This is a genomic window from Nitrosophilus kaiyonis, assembly GCF_027943725.1.
Classification (GTDB): domain Bacteria; phylum Campylobacterota; class Campylobacteria; order Campylobacterales; family Nitratiruptoraceae; genus Nitrosophilus_A; species Nitrosophilus_A kaiyonis.
The window spans coordinates 515,498-533,840 of sequence record NZ_AP025696.1 but is presented as its reverse complement, the minus strand read 5'-3'; the positions used below and the strand labels follow the sequence as shown (position 1 = coordinate 533,840).

17 protein-coding genes are annotated in these 18,343 nt (G+C 26.1%); 5 read left to right on the top strand and 12 right to left on the bottom strand.

Annotation, left to right across the window (positions count from 1 at the left end; genetic code table 11):
- Window positions 1–17 precede the first annotated feature (17 nt).
- From QML81_RS02705 to QML81_RS02685, 5 genes are all read right to left on the bottom strand, one after another.
- Window positions 18–1,175 carry an HlyD family secretion protein gene (locus tag QML81_RS02705; protein ID WP_281951658.1) on the bottom strand — a complete coding sequence of 386 codons (1,158 nt, stop codon included), beginning with the start codon at window positions 1,173–1,175 and terminating at the stop codon, window positions 18–20.
- Window positions 1,172–2,827 carry an ABC1 kinase family protein gene (locus QML81_RS02700; RefSeq protein ID WP_281951657.1) on the bottom strand — a complete coding sequence of 552 codons (1,656 nt, stop codon included), beginning with the start codon at window positions 2,825–2,827 and terminating at the stop codon, window positions 1,172–1,174. Before QML81_RS02700 ends, QML81_RS02705 begins: the two co-directional genes overlap by 4 nt.
- Window positions 2,827–3,129, bottom strand: a complete 303-nt coding sequence (locus tag QML81_RS02695) for a phasin family protein (protein WP_281951656.1) — start codon at window positions 3,127–3,129, stop codon at window positions 2,827–2,829. Before QML81_RS02695 ends, QML81_RS02700 begins: the two co-directional genes overlap by 1 nt.
- A gap of 17 nt (window positions 3,130–3,146) precedes the next feature.
- A complete protein-coding gene (locus QML81_RS02690; protein WP_281951655.1) occupies window positions 3,147–3,740 on the bottom strand; it encodes a hypothetical protein in 594 nt (197 codons plus the stop codon).
- Window positions 3,741–3,813: 73 nt separating this feature from the next.
- Complete coding sequence (locus QML81_RS02685) at window positions 3,814–4,404, bottom strand: TetR/AcrR family transcriptional regulator (protein ID WP_281951654.1); 591 nt, start codon at window positions 4,402–4,404, stop codon at window positions 3,814–3,816.
- A gap of 97 nt (window positions 4,405–4,501) precedes the next feature.
- Here QML81_RS02685 and QML81_RS02680 point away from each other — a divergent pair, with 97 nt between their 5' ends.
- The 4 genes from QML81_RS02680 to QML81_RS02665 are packed head-to-tail and all read left to right on the top strand — an operon-like array spanning window position 4,502 to window position 8,870.
- Window positions 4,502–5,617 carry an HlyD family secretion protein gene (locus QML81_RS02680; protein ID WP_281951653.1) on the top strand — a complete coding sequence of 372 codons (1,116 nt, stop codon included), beginning with the start codon at window positions 4,502–4,504 and terminating at the stop codon, window positions 5,615–5,617.
- A gap of 29 nt (window positions 5,618–5,646) precedes the next feature.
- Complete coding sequence (locus QML81_RS02675; protein ID WP_281951652.1) at window positions 5,647–6,021, top strand: four helix bundle protein; 375 nt, start codon at window positions 5,647–5,649, stop codon at window positions 6,019–6,021.
- On the top strand, window positions 6,014–7,591 hold the full coding sequence (locus QML81_RS02670) for a DHA2 family efflux MFS transporter permease subunit (RefSeq protein WP_281951651.1): 1,578 nt from the start codon (window positions 6,014–6,016) through the stop codon (window positions 7,589–7,591). Before QML81_RS02675 ends, QML81_RS02670 begins: the two co-directional genes overlap by 8 nt.
- A complete protein-coding gene (locus QML81_RS02665) occupies window positions 7,581–8,870 on the top strand; it encodes a TolC family protein (RefSeq protein WP_281951650.1) in 1,290 nt (429 codons plus the stop codon). The genes QML81_RS02670 and QML81_RS02665 overlap by 11 nt, the downstream gene beginning before the upstream one ends.
- Window positions 8,871–8,875: 5 nt before the next feature.
- Here QML81_RS02665 and QML81_RS02660 read toward each other — a convergent pair whose 3' ends face one another.
- Window positions 8,876–9,640 (bottom strand): undecaprenyl-diphosphate phosphatase, encoded by a 765-nt coding sequence (locus QML81_RS02660; RefSeq protein ID WP_281951649.1) that lies wholly within the window; start codon window positions 9,638–9,640, stop codon window positions 8,876–8,878.
- 21 nt (window positions 9,641–9,661) lie between these two features.
- On the opposite strand from QML81_RS02660, the gene QML81_RS02655 reads away from it, so the two are divergent.
- Window positions 9,662–10,111, top strand: coding sequence for an NUDIX hydrolase (locus QML81_RS02655; protein WP_281951648.1), 450 nt, complete (start codon window positions 9,662–9,664; stop codon window positions 10,109–10,111).
- Here QML81_RS02655 and QML81_RS02650 read toward each other — a convergent pair.
- From QML81_RS02650 to QML81_RS02625, 6 genes are read right to left on the bottom strand one after another with little or no spacing between them, the layout of a single operon-like run.
- Window positions 10,101–11,897 carry an EAL domain-containing protein gene (locus tag QML81_RS02650; protein ID WP_281951647.1) on the bottom strand — a complete coding sequence of 599 codons (1,797 nt, stop codon included), beginning with the start codon at window positions 11,895–11,897 and terminating at the stop codon, window positions 10,101–10,103. The two genes, QML81_RS02655 and QML81_RS02650, sit on opposite strands and share 11 nt — an antisense overlap.
- A gap of 1 nt (window position 11,898) precedes the next feature.
- Window positions 11,899–12,930 carry an alcohol dehydrogenase catalytic domain-containing protein gene (locus QML81_RS02645; RefSeq protein WP_281951646.1) on the bottom strand — a complete coding sequence of 344 codons (1,032 nt, stop codon included), beginning with the start codon at window positions 12,928–12,930 and terminating at the stop codon, window positions 11,899–11,901.
- A gap of 3 nt (window positions 12,931–12,933) precedes the next feature.
- The gene (locus QML81_RS02640; RefSeq protein ID WP_281951645.1) at window positions 12,934–14,808 is read right to left on the bottom strand and encodes an EAL domain-containing protein; all 1,875 of its coding nucleotides are present in this window, start codon (window positions 14,806–14,808) and stop codon (window positions 12,934–12,936) included.
- Window positions 14,805–15,236, bottom strand: coding sequence for a hypothetical protein (locus QML81_RS02635; protein ID WP_281951644.1), 432 nt, complete (start codon window positions 15,234–15,236; stop codon window positions 14,805–14,807). Before QML81_RS02635 ends, QML81_RS02640 begins: the two co-directional genes overlap by 4 nt.
- Window positions 15,233–17,080: a TonB-dependent receptor plug domain-containing protein gene (locus QML81_RS02630; protein ID WP_281951643.1), complete on the bottom strand. Its 1,848-nt coding sequence runs from the start codon at window positions 17,078–17,080 to the stop codon at window positions 15,233–15,235. The genes QML81_RS02635 and QML81_RS02630 overlap by 4 nt, the downstream gene beginning before the upstream one ends.
- A 51-nt stretch (window positions 17,081–17,131) precedes the next feature.
- Window positions 17,132–18,343, bottom strand: a complete 1,212-nt coding sequence (locus QML81_RS02625; protein ID WP_281951642.1) for an ArsS family sensor histidine kinase — start codon at window positions 18,341–18,343, stop codon at window positions 17,132–17,134.

Sequence of the window (18,343 nt, the reverse complement as noted above, 5' to 3'; positions counted from 1 at the left end):
TGTCTAATGTCCAATGTCTAAATTTTTGGTATCTCATTTAAAGATTTTGGCAAATTTTTTCCATCAATAGAGATAACACCAATAGCAGGAAGTCCAAGTTTTAGTAAAGGATTTGGATTTAAGGGTTTTAGATGCACTTCATAGACTCTTTGGATTCTATCGCTTCTAACAGCTACCTCTTTTGGAGTAAATTCAGCTTTTTGTGCAATGCGTACTACTTCAGCTTGTATTGGTTTATTTGGATAGGCATCAAGAAAAATAACAGCTTTATTATGAAGTTTAATTTTACCATTATTTATGGTATCTACAAAGATTTTAAGATATAAAGTTTTTGGATCAATTAGTGTAGCTACCACCATACCAGATCCCAATACCTCACCAGCATTTGCTATTTTTTCAACAACATATCCATTTAACGGGCTTTTTATTGTTAGCTCTGAGATAATAGCTTCAATTTGTTCTTTTTGAGCTTTCAAAGATGCAATCGCTTTTTTGAGAGCATCAAGACTTTCTTTCAAAGCATCAAGACTTTTTTGTGCAGCTTTAGCATCTAAAACATTACTTTTTGCAATAGCAATAGCTTGCAGAAGCTGGGCTTTTTTTGCTTCAAGCGCTTTAAGGCTGTTTTTGTCTGTTTTATATTTTAGTGCAATCTCTTCAAATTTATGTTTTTGAATAAGCTTTTTTTTGTATAAATCTTTTAGGCGTTGATAATCTTTTTTATCTTGATTAATAACCTCTTTTTGTGATGCTATTGCGCTTAAAAGCTCTTGAAGCTGTTTTTGTTTAGCATTTAAAGCAGATTTTGCTTTTTTTAAAATTTGTGGAATTTTTGTCTTATTTATATTTAATTCAATCTCTTTTGCTTTAAGCTCTTTATCTTTTGCTTCTATCTGCTTTTGAATAGCCTCTTTTTGCTTTTCATACTCCTTGCTTTCCAAAATAGCGACAATATCACCTTTTTTTATCTTATTTCCATCATTAAAAAAGATTTTTTGTACTCTTCCTGGATATTTTGTATTAAGATTTACCAAATCTCCATCAAATCTTCCTACTCCTTCTATTAAATTTGGTGGTAATTTTTTTGGATGAAGTTTTATATAAATAAGAGATGCTGCCAAAATAAATAGAGCAAGTGCAAAAAAACCCACCCAATATTTTTGTAAAATTTTCATAATCTACCTCTTTTATAAATTGAATATATTAAAACTCCTCCCATGATTATTGCAGTTATAAAGCCTGCAAGGCCAAATATTGGAATATCATAGATTAAAGGTGGGGTATTTGATAAAAGCAAAAGTGCTGAGCCAATCAAAATGGAAGACACAACAATTGCTAAAGAGAGGCGATTTGATGATTTCTCGATAGTCTCTTCCATCTTTTCAAGTCCAACATGTTCAAATTCTATTTTTAAATGCCCGCTTTTCATTTTATCTACAATTGCTTTTATATCAGCTGGAAATTCTCTTAAAAAGTCTCCAAACTCTTTTGGCATTTCAGAAGCTTTTGATAAAAAGGCATTTATAGAAAAATACTCTTTATAAAAATTCATAATAAAAGGTTTTATCTCTTGTGCAGCATTAAATTCTGGATCCAGTGCTTTTCCAACTCCTTCAATGGTAATAAGAGCTTTTACAAGAAGGTAATTATTTTCTCTAAAATAGACTCTGTATCGACTCATCAAAGAGATAACATCATTTAAAAGAGCTTTTAAATTAATCTCTTTTAAAGAGCCATAAAAATATGTTCTAATAACATCACCCATATCTTTGCTAAAGGCATCAATATCAAGATTTTCATTTTTTATTTTAGAAAGTTTAAGTATAGAGAGTGCTGCCTTTTCCTCTTCCTCTTTTACAACATAATAGATCATATCAACAAAATGGCGTCTATCTTTTTCTCCAATACTTCCCATCATTCCAAAATCGATAAATGCAATTTTTTCATTCTTTAAAACAAAGATATTTCCAGGATGGGGATCCGCATGAAAAAATCTATATTCAAAAATCTGTTTACAAAGAAGATCAAATCCATTTTTTGCAATTGTTTTTGGATCTATGCCCATATCCATCAAATCTTTTATATTTGATACTTTAATTCCATCAATAAAATCCATAGTTAATATTTTTTTTGAAGAGAACTCTTCATAAAGTTTTGGAACAAAAATTTTCTCTTCATTTTCAAAATTTTTAGAAAATCTTTTAAGATTTAAAGCCTCTTTTTTGAAATCAAGCTCTTTTTTAATAGTTTTTTCAAACTCTTCAATTATTGCAATAGGAGAATCAATGCCGTATTTATAAAGTTTATCTTCTAGTAATAGAGCAATCTTTTTCATAATAGCAATATCGGAAAAAATAGTCTCTTCAATGTCTGGTTTTAAAACTTTTATAGCAACAACTTCACCGCTTTTTAAAATACCTTTATATACTTGCCCAAGCGAAGCTGAAGCAAGAAGTTCAAGATTTCCTGCAAAAATATCTTCAACACTTTTCCCAAACTCTTCTATAAAAACAGGGCGAATCTTTTCAAAAGGAAGAGGTTTGACTCTATCTTGAAGTTTAGAAAACTCATTTGCAAGGTCTAAAGGAATTAAATCCGGCCTTGTAGAGAGGATTTGAGCCATTTTTATAAATGTTGGCCCAAGCTCCTCTATAGTTTTTCTTATTCTTTCATTTCGACTTAGCTTTTTATATTCATATTTTTTGGGAATAGAAATTTTTATATATTTTTCTAATCCCATTTGTGCAACTAAATCATAAAAACCATTTTTTGCCAAAATAAGAGCTATATCTTTTAGTCTTTTAAGCTCTTTTATAGTATTAAACATTATTTTTTCTCAATTAGCTCTTTTAACTCTTTTATCTCTTTTTTTAAAGCATTAATATCATCTTTTGTTGCTATTCCAAGCTCTTTTAAGGCTTTTTGCACCTCTTTTTGTATTGTTTTTTCAAACTCTTTTTGGCTTTTTTGTGCCTCTTTTTTCCACTCTTCTAACTGCTTTCTTGCTTCCTCTTTACTCATTTCGCCTTTTTTGACAGCCTCATCTATAAATTTTTCAGCCTGCTCCTTTGCAAGAAGCATGCTTCCTATTCCAAATTTAATAAAATCCACTGGTCCCATTTTTTCCATTTTTACTCCTTTTAATGCTATTTATTTTCTTCAAGCGCTTTTTTTGCTCCCTGTATTGCCCCTTCATATGCACCTTTGGCAATTCTTATAATCTTTTCTGCAAATTCTGATGCTTTTTTGCTTAAAGAGTCAGCTTCTTCTTTAGCTTTTTTATTTAATTCTAAAGCTTTTTGTTCTAATTCAAGTGCTTTTTGCTTAATCGTATTTTTAGTTTCTTCTTCCATATTTTTTGCAGCTTCTTTGAAACCTTCTGCTGCTTTTTGGAGCTGCTGGGCTAATAGCATTCTCTCTTCTTCAGCCTTTAGTTTGAGTTTTAACATTTCATAATCAATTGCACTGAGCCTATCTTGCGCCTCTTTTTCAATAGCACCAATGATTCCATTTAGTGTCTCTTCAATTTCTATTTTTTTAACATATCCTTTAACTTCCAATTCCAATAATATGTCATGAGCCATTTTTTTGATATCTTCACTAGTAGCTTTTGATTTTTCTAAAGCTTCTTTTATTGTGTTTTCAACTGTTTGGCGAATCTTTTGTGCTGTGACTTCCTCTTTTTCTTTAAGTACTTCGATATCTTTAATGATATCCTCTTTTATTTTGTTAATATCCATATTCTGTCCTTTTTATTAATTTTTGGTAAAAGTCACCATAATCTATAATATAAGATATAGATTAGGCTAACTTCTACTTTTCAACTCCTTTTAAAAAAATATCAACTGCTCTATTTACATCTTCTTCTAAATCTCCTCCATGCATTATCCAATATTCCACATACCCATTTGTAAAAGAGTGAAAAAGGTAAGAAAGTTTCAAAAAATTTTTCTCTTTCAATGGTTTTATTTTATCTAATTCTTCAAACCATTTAGCTAAAAGTAGATGTAATGGCTCTAACAGTTTATATTGAGATTTTCCCATTTTTAAAAAAAATAGGGGATCTCCCATTAAAGGATCTTCAAGAGCTTTTCTTTTTTCACTAAAAATCTCAAATTTAAGTTGAATATATTTTAAAAGACAATCTTTTTTATTTTCACTATTTTCACAAATTTTTAAAATTTTTTTATAAAACATTTCTATTTGGTAGCCAACATAAGCTAAAAAAAGCTCCTCTTTTGAAGAAAATAGTTTATAAAGTGCACCTATTGAGATACCAAGTTTTTTAGCTATATCTTGCATTTTAAGATGAGAAAAACCCTCTTTTTCAAAAATATCAGAAACCTTTTGTAAAATGAGCTCTTTTTTTGTCTCTTCAATTTTTTGTTTTAATATCTCTTTCATACTTATCCTACTAGTATTGTTTTGAAACATTATAACTCAGCCAATCTTAATAAAAAATTATATATCATTTTTGTGAATCTAATTCACTGGAGAGATTATGGCAAAAAAGATAGGAACAGCAACTATTTTATTTTTAATCTTTACTTTTGGTTATATTGGTTTTGATTATCTTCATTACAGAAAAATAAATGCTGTAAGTGATGCTGCTTTTATCAAAAGTGATAAGCTTGTTACTCTTAATTTTAAAGTTGGCGGAAAAGTTATTAAGATGAATAAGAAAGAAAATGACAGTGTTAAAAAAGGAGAACTTTTAGCAAAAATTGATCCAACTGATTTTATAAATATAAAAGAGAAACTTATTTTCCAAAAAAAAGCTTTAAAAAAGCAGATTGAATCGATGGAGTTAAAAAAGAAAAGACTCAAAAAAACTCTAAAATTAAAAACTCAGATAGCAAAAAAAGATATTGAAGCACTTAACAAAGAGATAAAAGCTAAAAAATTTCAAATAGAAGCAAATCTTGATAGATTTGAAAAATTAAAAAAAGATGAAAAACGTTTTTTTGAACTTTTTCAAAAAAAATTGATTTCACAAGATAGATATGAAAAAATTCATACTCAAAAGTTAGCTTTGCAAAAAGAGATAAAAGCTAAAAAACTTGGAGTTTTTGCTCTTATAGAAAAGCAAAAAGAGGCAAAGAAAAATTTTGAATTAAATAAAAACGAGCAAAAAGTAGTATTAGAGTTAGAAAAAAATATAAAATCTTTAAAAGAGAAATTAAATGCTTTAAAAAAATCGATAGAAGAGATTGGTTTAAAGCTATCTTATACAAAACTTTATGCTCCATTTGATGCAGTTATAGCTAAAAAATTTTTTGATGCTCCAAAAGTTGTAAAAAAAGGAGAGCCAATTTATGCACTAACTGACCCAAAATCATTATATTGTGAAGTACTGCTATCTGAGAAGAAATTAAAAGGAGTAAAGCCTGGAAATAGTGTAAAAATTGAAGTTGATGCAATACCTAATAAAACATACACCGGAGTTGTTGAATCAATCGCTCCTACATCTGCATCTACTTTTAGCTTAGTTCCAAGAGATATAGCAAGTGGGGAGTTTACAAAGCTTGATCAAAGATTTAAAGTTAGGATAAAGCTTGACAATATCCAAGGACTTAGAGCTGGAATGGGGGCAAGTGTGGCGATAAAAAGAGAATAGTCGTTAGTCATTAGTCATTAGGAGAAGAAATGAATAATAAATTGGGTAAATTGGAAATTTATCAAAAATCATTGAAACTAAGTGAAATGGGATGGGAGATTTTTAAAATATTGCCAAGGCAGTATCAATTTGATATAGGAAGCCAATTTTTAAACTCTTGTGATTCTATTGGAGCAAATATAGCAGAAGGGTATGGGAGATACCATTATAAAGATAAAATTAAGTTTTATTATAATGCAAGAGGTAGTTTATGGGAAGCTAAACATTGGCTTTTATTGCTTTATAAAAGAAATTTTATAAAAAAAGTTGAATTCGAAGAAATTTTAAATATATTAAATGATTTAGGAAAACAGATAAATAATTTTATAAAAACAACAGGTAAAAAAAGTAGTACTAATGACTAATGACTCAATGACTAATGACTTAATGTCCAATAATAAAAACCCTTGGGACATCACACCAGCTCAAAGAGCTATATTTTCCATCATTGTAATGACTGGTGCTTTTATGGCTATTTTGGATACTACTGTTGTAGATGTGATTGTTCCAAAGCTAACAGGCCCTTTAGCTACTGATATGTATGGGGTGCAATGGATTATAACAAGCTATATGATAGCTGCTGCTATTGGGCTTTTGATAACTGAGTGGCTTATAAAAAATTATGGAGCAAAACAGATATTTTTAGCTGGTGTTGCTCTATTTGGGGCCGCTTCTTTTGCTTGTGGTATAGCAAACACTCTTGAAGAGATGATAATTTTTAGGGTTATTCAAGGTGTTGGGGAAGCTTTTATTATGGTGACAAGCCATATTATGATATTTAGCTATTTTCCGCCACATCAGCAAGGGCTTGCAATGGGAATATTTGGACTTGGAGTTAGTTTTGCTCCTGCTCTTGGTCCAACAATAGGTGGATATTTGACTGAATTTTATAACTGGAGAATGGTCTTTTTTATCAATGTTCCGGTTGGAATATTGCTATTAATTTCAGGAATCATTTTTTTGCCAAAAGAGACTCTTTTTGAAAAGTTAAAATTTAACTTTATTAGTTTTTTGTTTCTTAGTTTTGCTACCGTTTCGCTTTTGATAATGCTATCTAAAGGGCAACAGTTTGGCTGGTTTAGCAGCTCTTTTATAGGGATTTTACTATTTTGTTCAATTATTGGCTTTTTATTATATGCTTTAAGCGAAATTCATTCTAAATATAAACTGATAGACTTTTCTCTATTTAAAAATCCTGTTTTTAGCAATGGAATGATGATCTATTTTTTTATTCTTGGCTTTTCTATGTATCAATATTTCTATCTTCTACCAATATATTATGAGAAAATTAAGATGCTACCAACTTTAGATGCCGGAATTGCTGTTTTTGCATTTGCTGTATTTATTGGAATCTTTTCTCCCCTTGCTGGAATGCTTGCTGATAAAATAGGAGCTAAAAAAACGGTAGCTATTGCAGCTTTTTTTTATGTAAGCACATCTATAATTTTATTGCCTCAGCTTAATTATTATACACCTATTCATCAAGCTATGCTTTTAACAATCCCATTTGGAATAGGTATGGGGCTATTTTTTGCTCCTGTAACTGTAATGGTGCTTCAAAATGCTCCAAAAGAAAAAGGAGAGCTTGCAATTGTTTTGATGGATTATTTTAGATTTGTTGGTGGAAGTTTTGGAACGGCACTTGCTACAAACAATATGGAATATTTTAAAAATATGCACTTTTTAAGGATGAATGAGATTCAAAATTATGAATATGTTGATAATTTTCTTCATAAAATGCAAAATTTAGCAGGAATTGGCTGGGAGCAAATTAGAATTGTTTTTGGAAATTATGAAGAGTTTATGAGTTTTAATTATGGTTTTTACAATACATTTATGCATGCAGGATATTGGGGGATTTTTGGAACAATTTTTGTAATGCTTTTGTTTGTAAGATTTAAGAATATAAAAGAAAGGATAGAAAATGAGATATAGCATAATTTTATTTTTATTTTTCAGTGCTACTCTTTTTGGTGAAGACTATTTTGAAATTATAAAAAAAGTAGATAACTCTTTAACTATAAAAAGAGCTAACTATCTTGTAAAATCGGCTAAAAAAATGCTTAAAGCAAAAGAGGGGAAAAATCTTTTTAGTATTGATGCATCTTTGCAGGCAGTTAGGCTTAAAGAGACACCTACTATGTATATGCATATGCCATTAACTCCGACATCAGCTTTGCAGGTTGGAAAAAAAGATAATTTTCAAGGAGAAATTAGTTTAACTTATCCACTATTTAGCGGTTTTGCTATAACTTCTTTGATAGATAAAGAGAGATTAAATTATGAAAGGGCAAAACTTCAAAAAATGGATATAAAAAGAAATCTATATCTACAAACAACAAAACTTTATAGTGCTATATTTTCTTTAAAAGAGGCTCTAAAAGCTCAAAAAAAAGCAAAAGAGGCTATAAATTTAGCCTTAAAAAAAGCAGAAGCTTTTTATGAAAAAGGCCTTATAGCTCCCTCTGAAGTTTATAATATTGAAGCTAAAAAGTATGATATTGATGCTCAAATCATAAAAACAAAAAGCGAGATTAAAAAACTTTTAAATACTCTTTCATATCTGTTAAATTCGAAAATAAAAGATATTGAAAATTTAATTGATATCAAAATACCAAATAGAGAAAAACTTATAGATACTGCTTTAAATCAAAGAGAAGATATTTTATCTATAAAAAAGGCTCTTTTAATGGATAAAATGGATGAGAAAATAATAAAAAGCAAATTTTATCCACAAATAGCTTTAACTCTCTCATTTAAAAAACAAGGTGATAGTTTAAGATTGAATGGGGATGGATATACAAATGCAGATAAAAGCTATATAGGTGCAGTTATAAAATATAATATTTTTAATGGATTTTCAGATAAAAACACACTTGAGGCTGCAAAAATAAAAACTTTAGCTAAAACTATAGAGCTAAATGATTATAAAGAGAGGGTAAAAAACGATATAAAAAATGCATATATAGATTTAAATGCTTTAAAAATAAAACTATTAAGCATAAAAGCTGAAGTTAAATCAAGAAGGGAGTATTTCAAACTAACTCTTGGAAGATTTGAAAATCAGCTCTCAAGTGCAGATGAGCTAAGCCGCTCAATTGCTGATTTAGCAGCGGCTAAAGCAAAAGAGGCAGCAGTGAAATCTGATATTTTTAATCAAAAGGCAAAAATATATTTACTTGGTGGATTAAACTATTTTGAAAAAAATTTTTAAATGCTTCATAATACAAAATTTATAAAAAGAAGCCCGATTATAATTCTATAAATTCCAAAAGGAATAAATGTATGTTTTTTTATGAAATTTAAAAACCATTTTATGATTATTAAAGCTACAAAAAATGAGGTCAAAAACCCTACAGTAAGAGCAGTAATATTTGATAGTTCAAATTCATTGAAATGTTTTAAAATATCATATCCAGTTGCAGCAAACATTGTAGGTACTGCAAGTAAAAAGCTAAATTCAGCTGCAGCTTTTCTTTTTAAACCAATTAATAAACCACCTATAATAGTGGCTCCGCTTCGTGAAGTTCCAGGAATCATAGCAAAAGATTGAAAAATTCCTATTAAAAATGCTTGTATATAAGAGACATTTTCAACATTTTCTATATGATGCTCTTTCTCTTTATAAAAATATTCTACTAATAAAAAAATAACCCCACCAATTACAAGCATATAGGCAACAGTTGATGGAGCAAATAGAGATTTTATAATTTTATATAAAGTAAATCCTAAAATTCCTGTTGGAATAAAACCTACAATCAATTTTTTCCATAAATTTAGATTATGAAAGATTTTATCTTTAAAGGCATATACTACAGCTAAAATTGAGCCAAGTTGAATAATAACTTCAAAACTTTTTTGAAAAGATGTTTGTTCAATTCCCATTAGCTTAGATGCTAAAATCATATGTCCCGTAGAAGATACAGGCAAAAATTCTGTCAATCCTTCAACTATTCCAAATATAATTGCTTGTATAATATCCATATATCGCCTTTAGGAAGATTTATGAAAATCAGTGCGGGTATTTTACCATTTAAAAAAGAGAATAATAAATTAAAAGTCTTTTTAGTTCATATGGGAGGACCTTTTTGGGCAAAAAGAGATAGTGGTGCATGGAGTATTCCAAAAGGCGAGATTAAGGAAGATGAGAGCTTGCTTGAAGCAGCAAAAAGAGAGTTTTTTGAAGAGACAGGTAAAAAAATAGATGGAGATTTTATTGATTTAAAAGATGCTAAAACTTCAAATAAGATTATCCATATATTTGCAATAAACAAAGATATTGATACAGATATTAAATCAAATTTTTTTGAAATAGAGTGGCCTCCAAATTCTGGTAAAATTAAAAAATTTCCAGAAGTTGATAAGGCTAAATGGTTTGATATCGATAAAGCTTATGAGAAGATAGTAAAAAGCCAAAGAGTTTTTTTAGATAGATTAAAAAAGATTATTGCTTAATAATTTCATGAAGCGGTTTTGGCTTTTCAATATAAAATCCTTGCAAAAAATCCACTTTTGTTTCTAATAATTTTTTATATATTTTTTCATTTCCTACACCTTCAGCTGTTGTTTTTATATTTAAAAGATTAGCAAATTCTACTATAGTTTTTAGTATTGTAAAGGAGTCTTTATCTGTATCAATGTTTTTTGTCAAACTCATATCAATTTTAAGATTATCGATATTAAAATCTTTTAGAACAGAAAAATTTGAATAACCTTTTCCAAAATCATCAAGAGCGATACTACATCCAATATCTTTTATTTTTTTAATAAAATTTTTAACCTCTTCAATATATTCATAAATATCTTCAGTCTCTAAAATTTCAAACTGGATATTTTTTGGGTTAATATTTTTCTCTTTTATAAGAGTTTTAATAAAATCTGTAATATCTTCTTGTAAAATATCATAAATATCAATATTGATAGATATTTTTTTTGATAATTTTTTTATTGCATCTATTGATTTTTCAATCATTTTATAATTTAGTTTTTTATATAAACCTTTGTTTTTAGCAATTTCAATAAACTTTATAGGAGAAAATATTTTTTCATCTACTACTATTCTTAAAAGTGCTTCAAAATATAGTGTTTTAGCCGTTTTTTTGTCTATTATTCTTTGGAAAAATGGAACTATTTTATCATTTTCAAGAGCATCAATTAAAATTTTAAAATACTCAATCTCCTCTTTTAAAATAGGCTCAATATCTTTATCATAAAAAGAAATCTTCTTTTTACATTTTTTAAATGATAGATTTGAGATTTCTAATATCTCATCTATATAATTTTTAAATACAATAATTTCAAAATCAAGCTTTGGCTGGATATACTCTTTTGTTTTTTTATTGTATATCATTAACTTTTTATCTATTTCTTTTGAAAAATTATCTAATATTTCATTTAAATGATCATTTTTAAAAACTATTGCAAATCTATCACCATAGATTCTATATATTTTTGATTCTTTAAAAATTTTCTTAAATTTTTCAGATAGCTCTTTTAATATTATATCACCAATATAGTTTGTATAGAGTTCATTTATTGATTTAAAATTTTTTATATTTATAAACAAAAAAGAGCTATTTTGAAAACTATCAATATCTTCTAAAAATTTACTTCTTGTATAAAGACCTGTTAATTTATCTATTTCATAGAGCATTTTTGCTTCATATAATGCATTTAGCCAAAGAAGCCTTGATTTTATAACTTTTTTTAAAAATGTATCTATTTGTTGCTCTTTTTTTAAAATAATTGTATAAAATCCTATCTTTAAAGCATATAGTTCTCCTTCTCCTATGGAAAAAGAGATTTCATCAACTTTTTTTAATTTTTTTAAAGTGGTATTAATAGTGAACTTATCAATTCCACTATTAAAAAGTATTTCATGATTTTCAAAAATTACAAAATTTATGTTCGAATCTTTTAAAAAAGAAAAAGAGTCTTCAATACTTCCTTTTTTTGAAAATAATAATTCATTAGAATTTAAAATATTTTCCAACTCTTTTTGCAAAATTTTTAGTTTTTTTAAATCTTCTATAGTTTTTTCATATTTTAAAAGAAAGTTTGATAAAAACAGTTTTATTTCATATAAAAATTTTGGATCTATCTCTTTTTTGTATGTAAATATAAAATTTTTATTTATAGGAAAAAATTTTTTATATTTTTTAAAATCAAATTCCTTTTTTTCAACTATATTTATCTCATCATTTAATATTTTTGAAAGCAAAATTTCAAGCTCTTTGATCATACTAAGACCTCACTACTATTCTTGTAAAACTCTCTTTATCAACTTCGGCTCTGTAATATCCATCTTCTATTATATTTTTCAAATCAATAAAATCTAAAAAAATTTTAAAATCAGTTTTTATAGTTTTTAAAACTTCTGGCAAAATTTTTACATCATTTGAGTTATAAGTAATAGATTCAATAATACACTGCTCTTTTAAAAGCAAATTGGAAGGTATAAGTTTTATAGGATGAAAATATGTACCGATATTTAAAAGGGCAGAGCCTTTTTTTAAATAATTTTGTCCCTCAATAAATGCAGGTATTTCTATAAGTGTATCTATTCCGGCTGCATCTATTACCATATCATATTTTTTAGAAATCTCATCTTTTTTTACTGCTTTAAAACCAGCTTTTTTTGCTCTTTTTAATCTTGCTTCTAAAATATCGTTTATCTCAATATTTGCTTTGAAAAAATCTTTAAATACTGAAGCAACACTAATTCCAACAGCTCCAGCACCTAAAATTAAAATATTTTTATCTTTAAGATCAAAAAATCTTTTAGCTTGATTTGCTGCATGTATTCCTACTAAAATCGGCTCTATAAAAGTTAAAAGCTCTCTTTTTTCAATTTCAATAATATTGTTTTTATTAACTACACTATATTCACAAAATCCACCATCTGCACCTAATAGTCCATGATATGCCATTTTATCGCAAAGATGTTCTTTACCACTTTTGCAATATTCACATTTACCACAAGATATAAGAGGCAAAACTGCCACCTGCTTGCCTATAAGATTTCTATCCACATTTTCACCAACTTCTTCTATAATTCCTCCATACTCTTGGCAAGGTATTAAAGGTATTGATTTATTTGTTAATGGATGTGGCTCTTTATTTATAATAAATGGTCCCTCTACAAACTCATTTATTTGGGTTTGGCTTATTCCAGCATCACTAACTTTTATCAAAACTACATCTTTTTTTGGTTTAGGTTTTGGGATATTTTCAAGTCTAATATCTCTTTGTCCATAAAATCTTAAAGCAAGCATTTTTTATCCTATGATTTGAGGTTGAGGTTTTCCTAATAGATACCCCTGTGCATATTTTATATTTAAATTTTTTAAAGTGTTTAAAATATTTTCATTTTCAACAAATTCTGCAACAATTTCTATATTTGCTTCTTTGGCGAAAAAAACTATTGAATTAACAATAGAAAAAGATATTTTTGAGCTATTTATCTCTTTTATTAATGACCCATCTATTTTTAAAATATCTATCGGTAAATATCTAAATATGCCAAAATTTGAATATCCACTTCCAAAATCATCAATTGCAATATTTACTCCATATTTTTTAAGTTTTAAAAGTTTATTGGATAAATTTTTCTCTTCACTTAAAGCTTCATTTTCTAAAAGTTCAATAATTAGATAATTTGCCAATTTTATATTTTTTTTTATCTCATTTTCAATTATGTTAAAGATTTTATTATCCTGTATATCAGAAAAATTTAAATTTATACTTATTGTTTTTTGAGTTTTTTTAATTGTTTCAAATACTATTTCAAGGATTTTTTTTGTTAAATTATTATAAACTGTAGTAAAAGCAATTTGTCTTAAAAAACTATTTGGATAGATAACTGTTCCATCAGTATCAATTAATCTAACTAATGCTTCGTAGCTTTTGATTTTATTATTGATTATGTCATATATTGGTTGGTAATGAAGAATGATTCTATTTTCCTCAATTGCCTCTTTTACGAAATTTATATCTTTATCTACTATTTTTATAAAATTACTATTTTCGTCTTGAATTATTTTGTTTCTACCACTTTTTTTAGCTATATATAGCATTTCATCAGCTTTTTTTATCGCATCTGTAACTTTTTTATACTTTTCAGGATATGATATAACACCAATTGAAACTGTTATATTTATTCTATTTTTTTTATTAATATTAAAAGAGGTTTTTTCAAAAGTTTCTCTAATCCTCTCTGCAATTTTTATTGGATCTATACTACTATTTTCTTTATTTAAAAATATTAAAAACTCTTCCCCTCCATACCTTATTATAATATCGCTATCTCTTAAAATTCTTTTGACTATAGTTGAAAACTCTCTTAATACTATATCGCCTACTTTGTGGCCATAATTATCATTTATCTTTTTAAAATGGTCTATATCAACCATAAGTATAGAGTATTTATTTGGGTCAAAACTATTCAAAAAATCTCTTAAGTATGTTCTATTATAAGCTTCCGTTAAAGGATCAATTATTGCTAATTTTTTTGTTTTATAATATAGATAAAATTGATAAATTAAAATTAAAAAAATTATAAAAAAGGTAATAAAAATATATGAAAAAATCTGTTTTAGAGGAGACAATATATCTGAAATTGTTTTTGGAAAATCACTTGTAAAATCTATAGCAATTATTCCATCTACATTGCCATTCTTTACAATAGGTTTTAGGTAAGTTATATATAAAAATTCAGAATTTCTATGTTGTATAACTTTATCTTTTTTTGTTTTATAAACTAAATCCCACTCTTTTTTATCAACATCAAGTTTTTGATCAAATTCACCTTTATCTTCTTTACTTCCATCAAGAAGATATCTATATTTTCCTTTTTTGTCTCTATATAGTATATATACATATCTATTTGGATAAGATACACTCAAAGTTAGAGCATTTTGAAGAAAATCTCTTAGTTTTTTATCTTCTTTTAACTCTTGATAAAGGTTATTGGCATAATAATTTTTAATAAAAAGATTTATGTTATTTGCAGTATCTTTTACATGTTTTAAAAAAAGAGTATTTAATTTATTAGTTAAACCTTTTTCTATTGTGAAAGTTGAAATATATAAATAGACAATGAGAATAGATATAAATGCAATTAAAATTGCCAACACTTTATAAATATGTCTCAAACTCTATCCTCTATATATTTGTTAAATTCTTTTGGAAGAGAAATATTAAATTTTTGAAGATTTTTTCTTAAAAAGATTATGTTTGGTCTTCCTTTTTGCCAAAAAAAACCACCGATAACTCTATTTTGATAATTTTTTATTAAAGAGTATTTACCAACAAATATAATAATCTTATCTGTTTTTATATCTTTTAAACTCTTTTCATGGAAAATAAATAAAATATCAGAGTTTTCATAATTATCTGTTATTTTTGCAAAATCTATTTTTTTAAATATTGAAACTTTTTTATTATCATCAACCCAAATTTTAACTGTCTCTTTTTTAGGAAATATCGATTTTATAATAGTTGAGTATATTTCTCTTTCGATATTTTCTACAGATGCAAAAAGATTAAAAAAAATTAATATAATTAAAAAAAACTTTTTCAAAATGTATACTCCATATTAAAAATAAATCTATGATCAAATACAGGATAAATATTTGCTGTTTTTCGATATGCTTGTTTAAAACCTTTATTTAATATATTCTCTCCTCTAAGTCCAATAGATAAATCTTTATTTATAAAATATTTTATTGATGAAGTAAAATCCAAAGAACTATCAATCTTTTGATTATTATAAAAATATGAGTTTTTATATGAAAGTTCATTATATAGATAAAAATCTTCTATTTTATTAAACACTCTTAAAAAAATTTGTATATCTGGAGAAAGTTCATTTTGATTATTTTTATATTTAACAAGATTAAAAGATAGTTTATTATCCAAATCAAAATTATAACCATATTCAAATTCATAAAAATTGACTTTTACTTTTTCATTAAAATTTATAAAGCTTTTATTTAAATAATCAAAACTTATTTTATTTTTAATAACTTTTTTTCCAGCTTTTAAAGAGATTTTATATTTTTTATTTGTATATATAGATTCAAATGTTAGAAAATTTATATTAGGAAATTTTAGATTTGGATTGGATTTAAACGGTAGATCATTTTGCGTATATAGCTTATAAAATTCAATAGGAAGATAGGTTTTTGTATAAAAAAGCTTTAATTTTAAATTATTTAATCTTTTTACAAATCCTATTTTTGATATTAATTTGTTATGAGATTTTATATCTTTATTATATCTATAAAAATCTCCTTTTAATAATAAAAGTGACATAAAATCATCTGAAAATTTGTGTCTATTTTCAAAATATAATGAGTATAGATTTAATGAGTTTTTAGGATTTATATGAAATTGATCAAAGTGGCCATTTTCTTTATAAGATTTATATTTATAAAATCCTCCAAAAACAAAATGATCATTTTCTTTTTTTATCTTTTTTTCTCCAAATATAGAAAAAATATTATCTTCAAAATCGATATTATATATATTTACATACCCTTTTGAAGTATAAACTCCATCTCTATCTCTATATTTTCTTTTATATTTTAAATTATCAAAAGAGATTCTAAATTTTATATCATTAATATATTTTTCAATATTTATATATCCATGATATGCATCCAATCCTCCGCCAGTTGGATGATATAGTTTACCATTTCCTAAATATGGGTCTTTGTCTATTTTTAAATATCCACTCTCAATATTTATATCTTTTCTTTTATAATTTCCAAAAAACATATAATCTTTATAATCTCTTGTAACTGCAAATCCATCATTTTCATATCTTTTAGAATTGAAATCTTTAGCATGAGCATATATAAAAAACTCATTATCAGTTCCGGTTTTAGCCAAATAGCTATCAAAAGAGCTACTTCCTAAGCTATCTTTAATTATTCTAATTTTTTTACCCTCTTCTCTACTTGGGAGTTTTGTATATAATTTTATGATAAGTATTGCTGTTTCGCTTCCAAACTCGATAGATGAAGCACCTTTATAAATTTCAATATGATCAAAAGCTTCAATAGGCATATCTCCCCAAATTAAAAGAGCACTTCCGAAAGAGGTACTAGTTAAATCGTGATTATTTATATATATCCTTACTGCTGTTTGATTTACATAACTTCCAGAAGCTTGTGTAAATAGAGGTGTATAGTTTGGAGTAAAGGTATAATTTAATCCAGGAATCAATTTTAAAATATCTTTAAGGCTTGAGCCTTGCATCTTTTCTAAATCTTCTCTTGTGAAAATATGAACTATTCCTGCAGTGTCTATTTTTGTTATTTTTGAAAGTTCAGACTCTTTTTTATATTTTTCAAGTAAAACATCAAGATTTTTGGCAAAAATAGTTATGAAGCTTAATAGTAAATATAAAAATATCTTCATTTTTTATCCTAACTTTTATTTTATTATATTTGTTTTATTGTTAAATAAAATTTAATATAAATGAATTATAAATATATTTCTATTATCGGAATATTTATAAGAAAGTTTAAAGTTGTGAAGTTTTAATATGGAGTTTACAAGATATAGTCCTAAGCCAAAACCAGAGTTTTTGCCCTCTTTAGTAAATGGTTCAAGATAATAGTTAAACTCTTTTTTTAATGGTTTGCCTTTATTAATAATATCAATTTTATCTTTATAGACTGCTATTTTTACTTGGTTATCTTGTGAATATTTTATTCCATTTTCTATTAGATTTTTTAAAGCAATACTAAAAAGTTTGTAATCAGCCTCAATTTGAGGATTGTCATAATATTTTATAATAATCTGTTTTTTATCAAAAAGCCCTAGATTTATAGCCTCTTGTAAAAAATCTTTTATATTTTTTTTAACCTTTTTTATTTGAATCTTGCTATCTATTGATTCAATAGCTGCGATTTCATTTATAAGAGAGTTTAACCTTTCAAATATAGAGATAAGCCTATTTCTTTGTTTTTCATTTTCAACCATTTCTGCAACGATTCTTCCTTTTGTTATAGGAGTTTTTAGTTCATGCATAATGTTTCTAAGCAGAAGTTTTCTTGAATTTAGCATATTTTTAACTGCATCTATTGAGTTTTTAAGGTTTTTTGCAACTTCTGTTATTTCACTGCTTCCTTTTATATCAAGATTTAAATTCATCTCTCCTTTTGAGAACTTTTTAAGTTCATTTTCTATTTTTTTAAGAGGTCTAAGTTTTAATATTACGCCAATATAGACAAGAAAAATAAGTAAAATTACAATAGAAAAGATAAAATAGATAAAAAAATCATCAATTTCCAAACTTGATAGATCTTTTAATAATAAAGAGTTTCCAAAACTTTGAATAAAGATATAGTTTTCATTTTTATATTTTAAAAGCCAAATATCTCCAATTTCACTGGATATTTTTTTTATCTTTTTTGAATTTTTTAAAATATTTATAGCCTCTTTTGCATAAAAAATGGGCTCTAAATCTATCTTTTTTAACTCTTTTATAAGCTTATTTGGATTTTTAATATTTTGAAGTTTCCATGGAAGCGTATTTGATATAAACTCAAATCTTTTATCAATTTGAGTTTTTTTATTTATTTTTTCATATTTTAGAAAAAGATAAAAAGAGGCAGTAATTGCTAAAAATGCAATTAAAAAGATAAATGTGATTGAGAAAAATATTGATCTTTTCAT

What these genes read in the sequence shown, in the direction of transcription:
- QML81_RS02655 (WP_281951648.1), top strand. Translation starts at nt 9,662, where the DNA reads ATGAAAATCAGTGCGGGTATTTTACCATTTAAAAAAGAGAATAATAAA.
- QML81_RS02675 (WP_281951652.1), top strand. Translation starts at nt 5,647, where the DNA reads ATGAATAATAAATTGGGTAAATTGGAAATTTATCAAAAATCATTGAAA.
- QML81_RS02685 (WP_281951654.1), bottom strand. Translation starts at nt 4,404, where the DNA reads ATGAAAGAGATATTAAAACAAAAAATTGAAGAGACAAAAAAAGAGCTC.
- QML81_RS02630 (WP_281951643.1), bottom strand. Translation starts at nt 17,080, where the DNA reads ATGAAGATATTTTTATATTTACTATTAAGCTTCATAACTATTTTTGCC.
- QML81_RS02670 (WP_281951651.1), top strand. Translation starts at nt 6,014, where the DNA reads ATGACTAATGACTCAATGACTAATGACTTAATGTCCAATAATAAAAAC.
- QML81_RS02645 (WP_281951646.1), bottom strand. Translation starts at nt 12,930, where the DNA reads ATGCTTGCTTTAAGATTTTATGGACAAAGAGATATTAGACTTGAAAAT.
- QML81_RS02700 (WP_281951657.1), bottom strand. Translation starts at nt 2,827, where the DNA reads ATGTTTAATACTATAAAAGAGCTTAAAAGACTAAAAGATATAGCTCTT.
- QML81_RS02650 (WP_281951647.1), bottom strand. Translation starts at nt 11,897, where the DNA reads ATGATCAAAGAGCTTGAAATTTTGCTTTCAAAAATATTAAATGATGAG.
- QML81_RS02705 (WP_281951658.1), bottom strand. Translation starts at nt 1,175, where the DNA reads ATGAAAATTTTACAAAAATATTGGGTGGGTTTTTTTGCACTTGCTCTA.
- QML81_RS02680 (WP_281951653.1), top strand. Translation starts at nt 4,502, where the DNA reads ATGGCAAAAAAGATAGGAACAGCAACTATTTTATTTTTAATCTTTACT.
- QML81_RS02695 (WP_281951656.1), bottom strand. Translation starts at nt 3,129, where the DNA reads ATGGAAAAAATGGGACCAGTGGATTTTATTAAATTTGGAATAGGAAGC.
- QML81_RS02665 (WP_281951650.1), top strand. Translation starts at nt 7,581, where the DNA reads ATGAGATATAGCATAATTTTATTTTTATTTTTCAGTGCTACTCTTTTT.
- QML81_RS02625 (WP_281951642.1), bottom strand. Translation starts at nt 18,343, where the DNA reads ATGAAAAGATCAATATTTTTCTCAATCACATTTATCTTTTTAATTGCA.
- QML81_RS02660 (WP_281951649.1), bottom strand. Translation starts at nt 9,640, where the DNA reads ATGGATATTATACAAGCAATTATATTTGGAATAGTTGAAGGATTGACA.
- QML81_RS02690 (WP_281951655.1), bottom strand. Translation starts at nt 3,740, where the DNA reads ATGGATATTAACAAAATAAAAGAGGATATCATTAAAGATATCGAAGTA.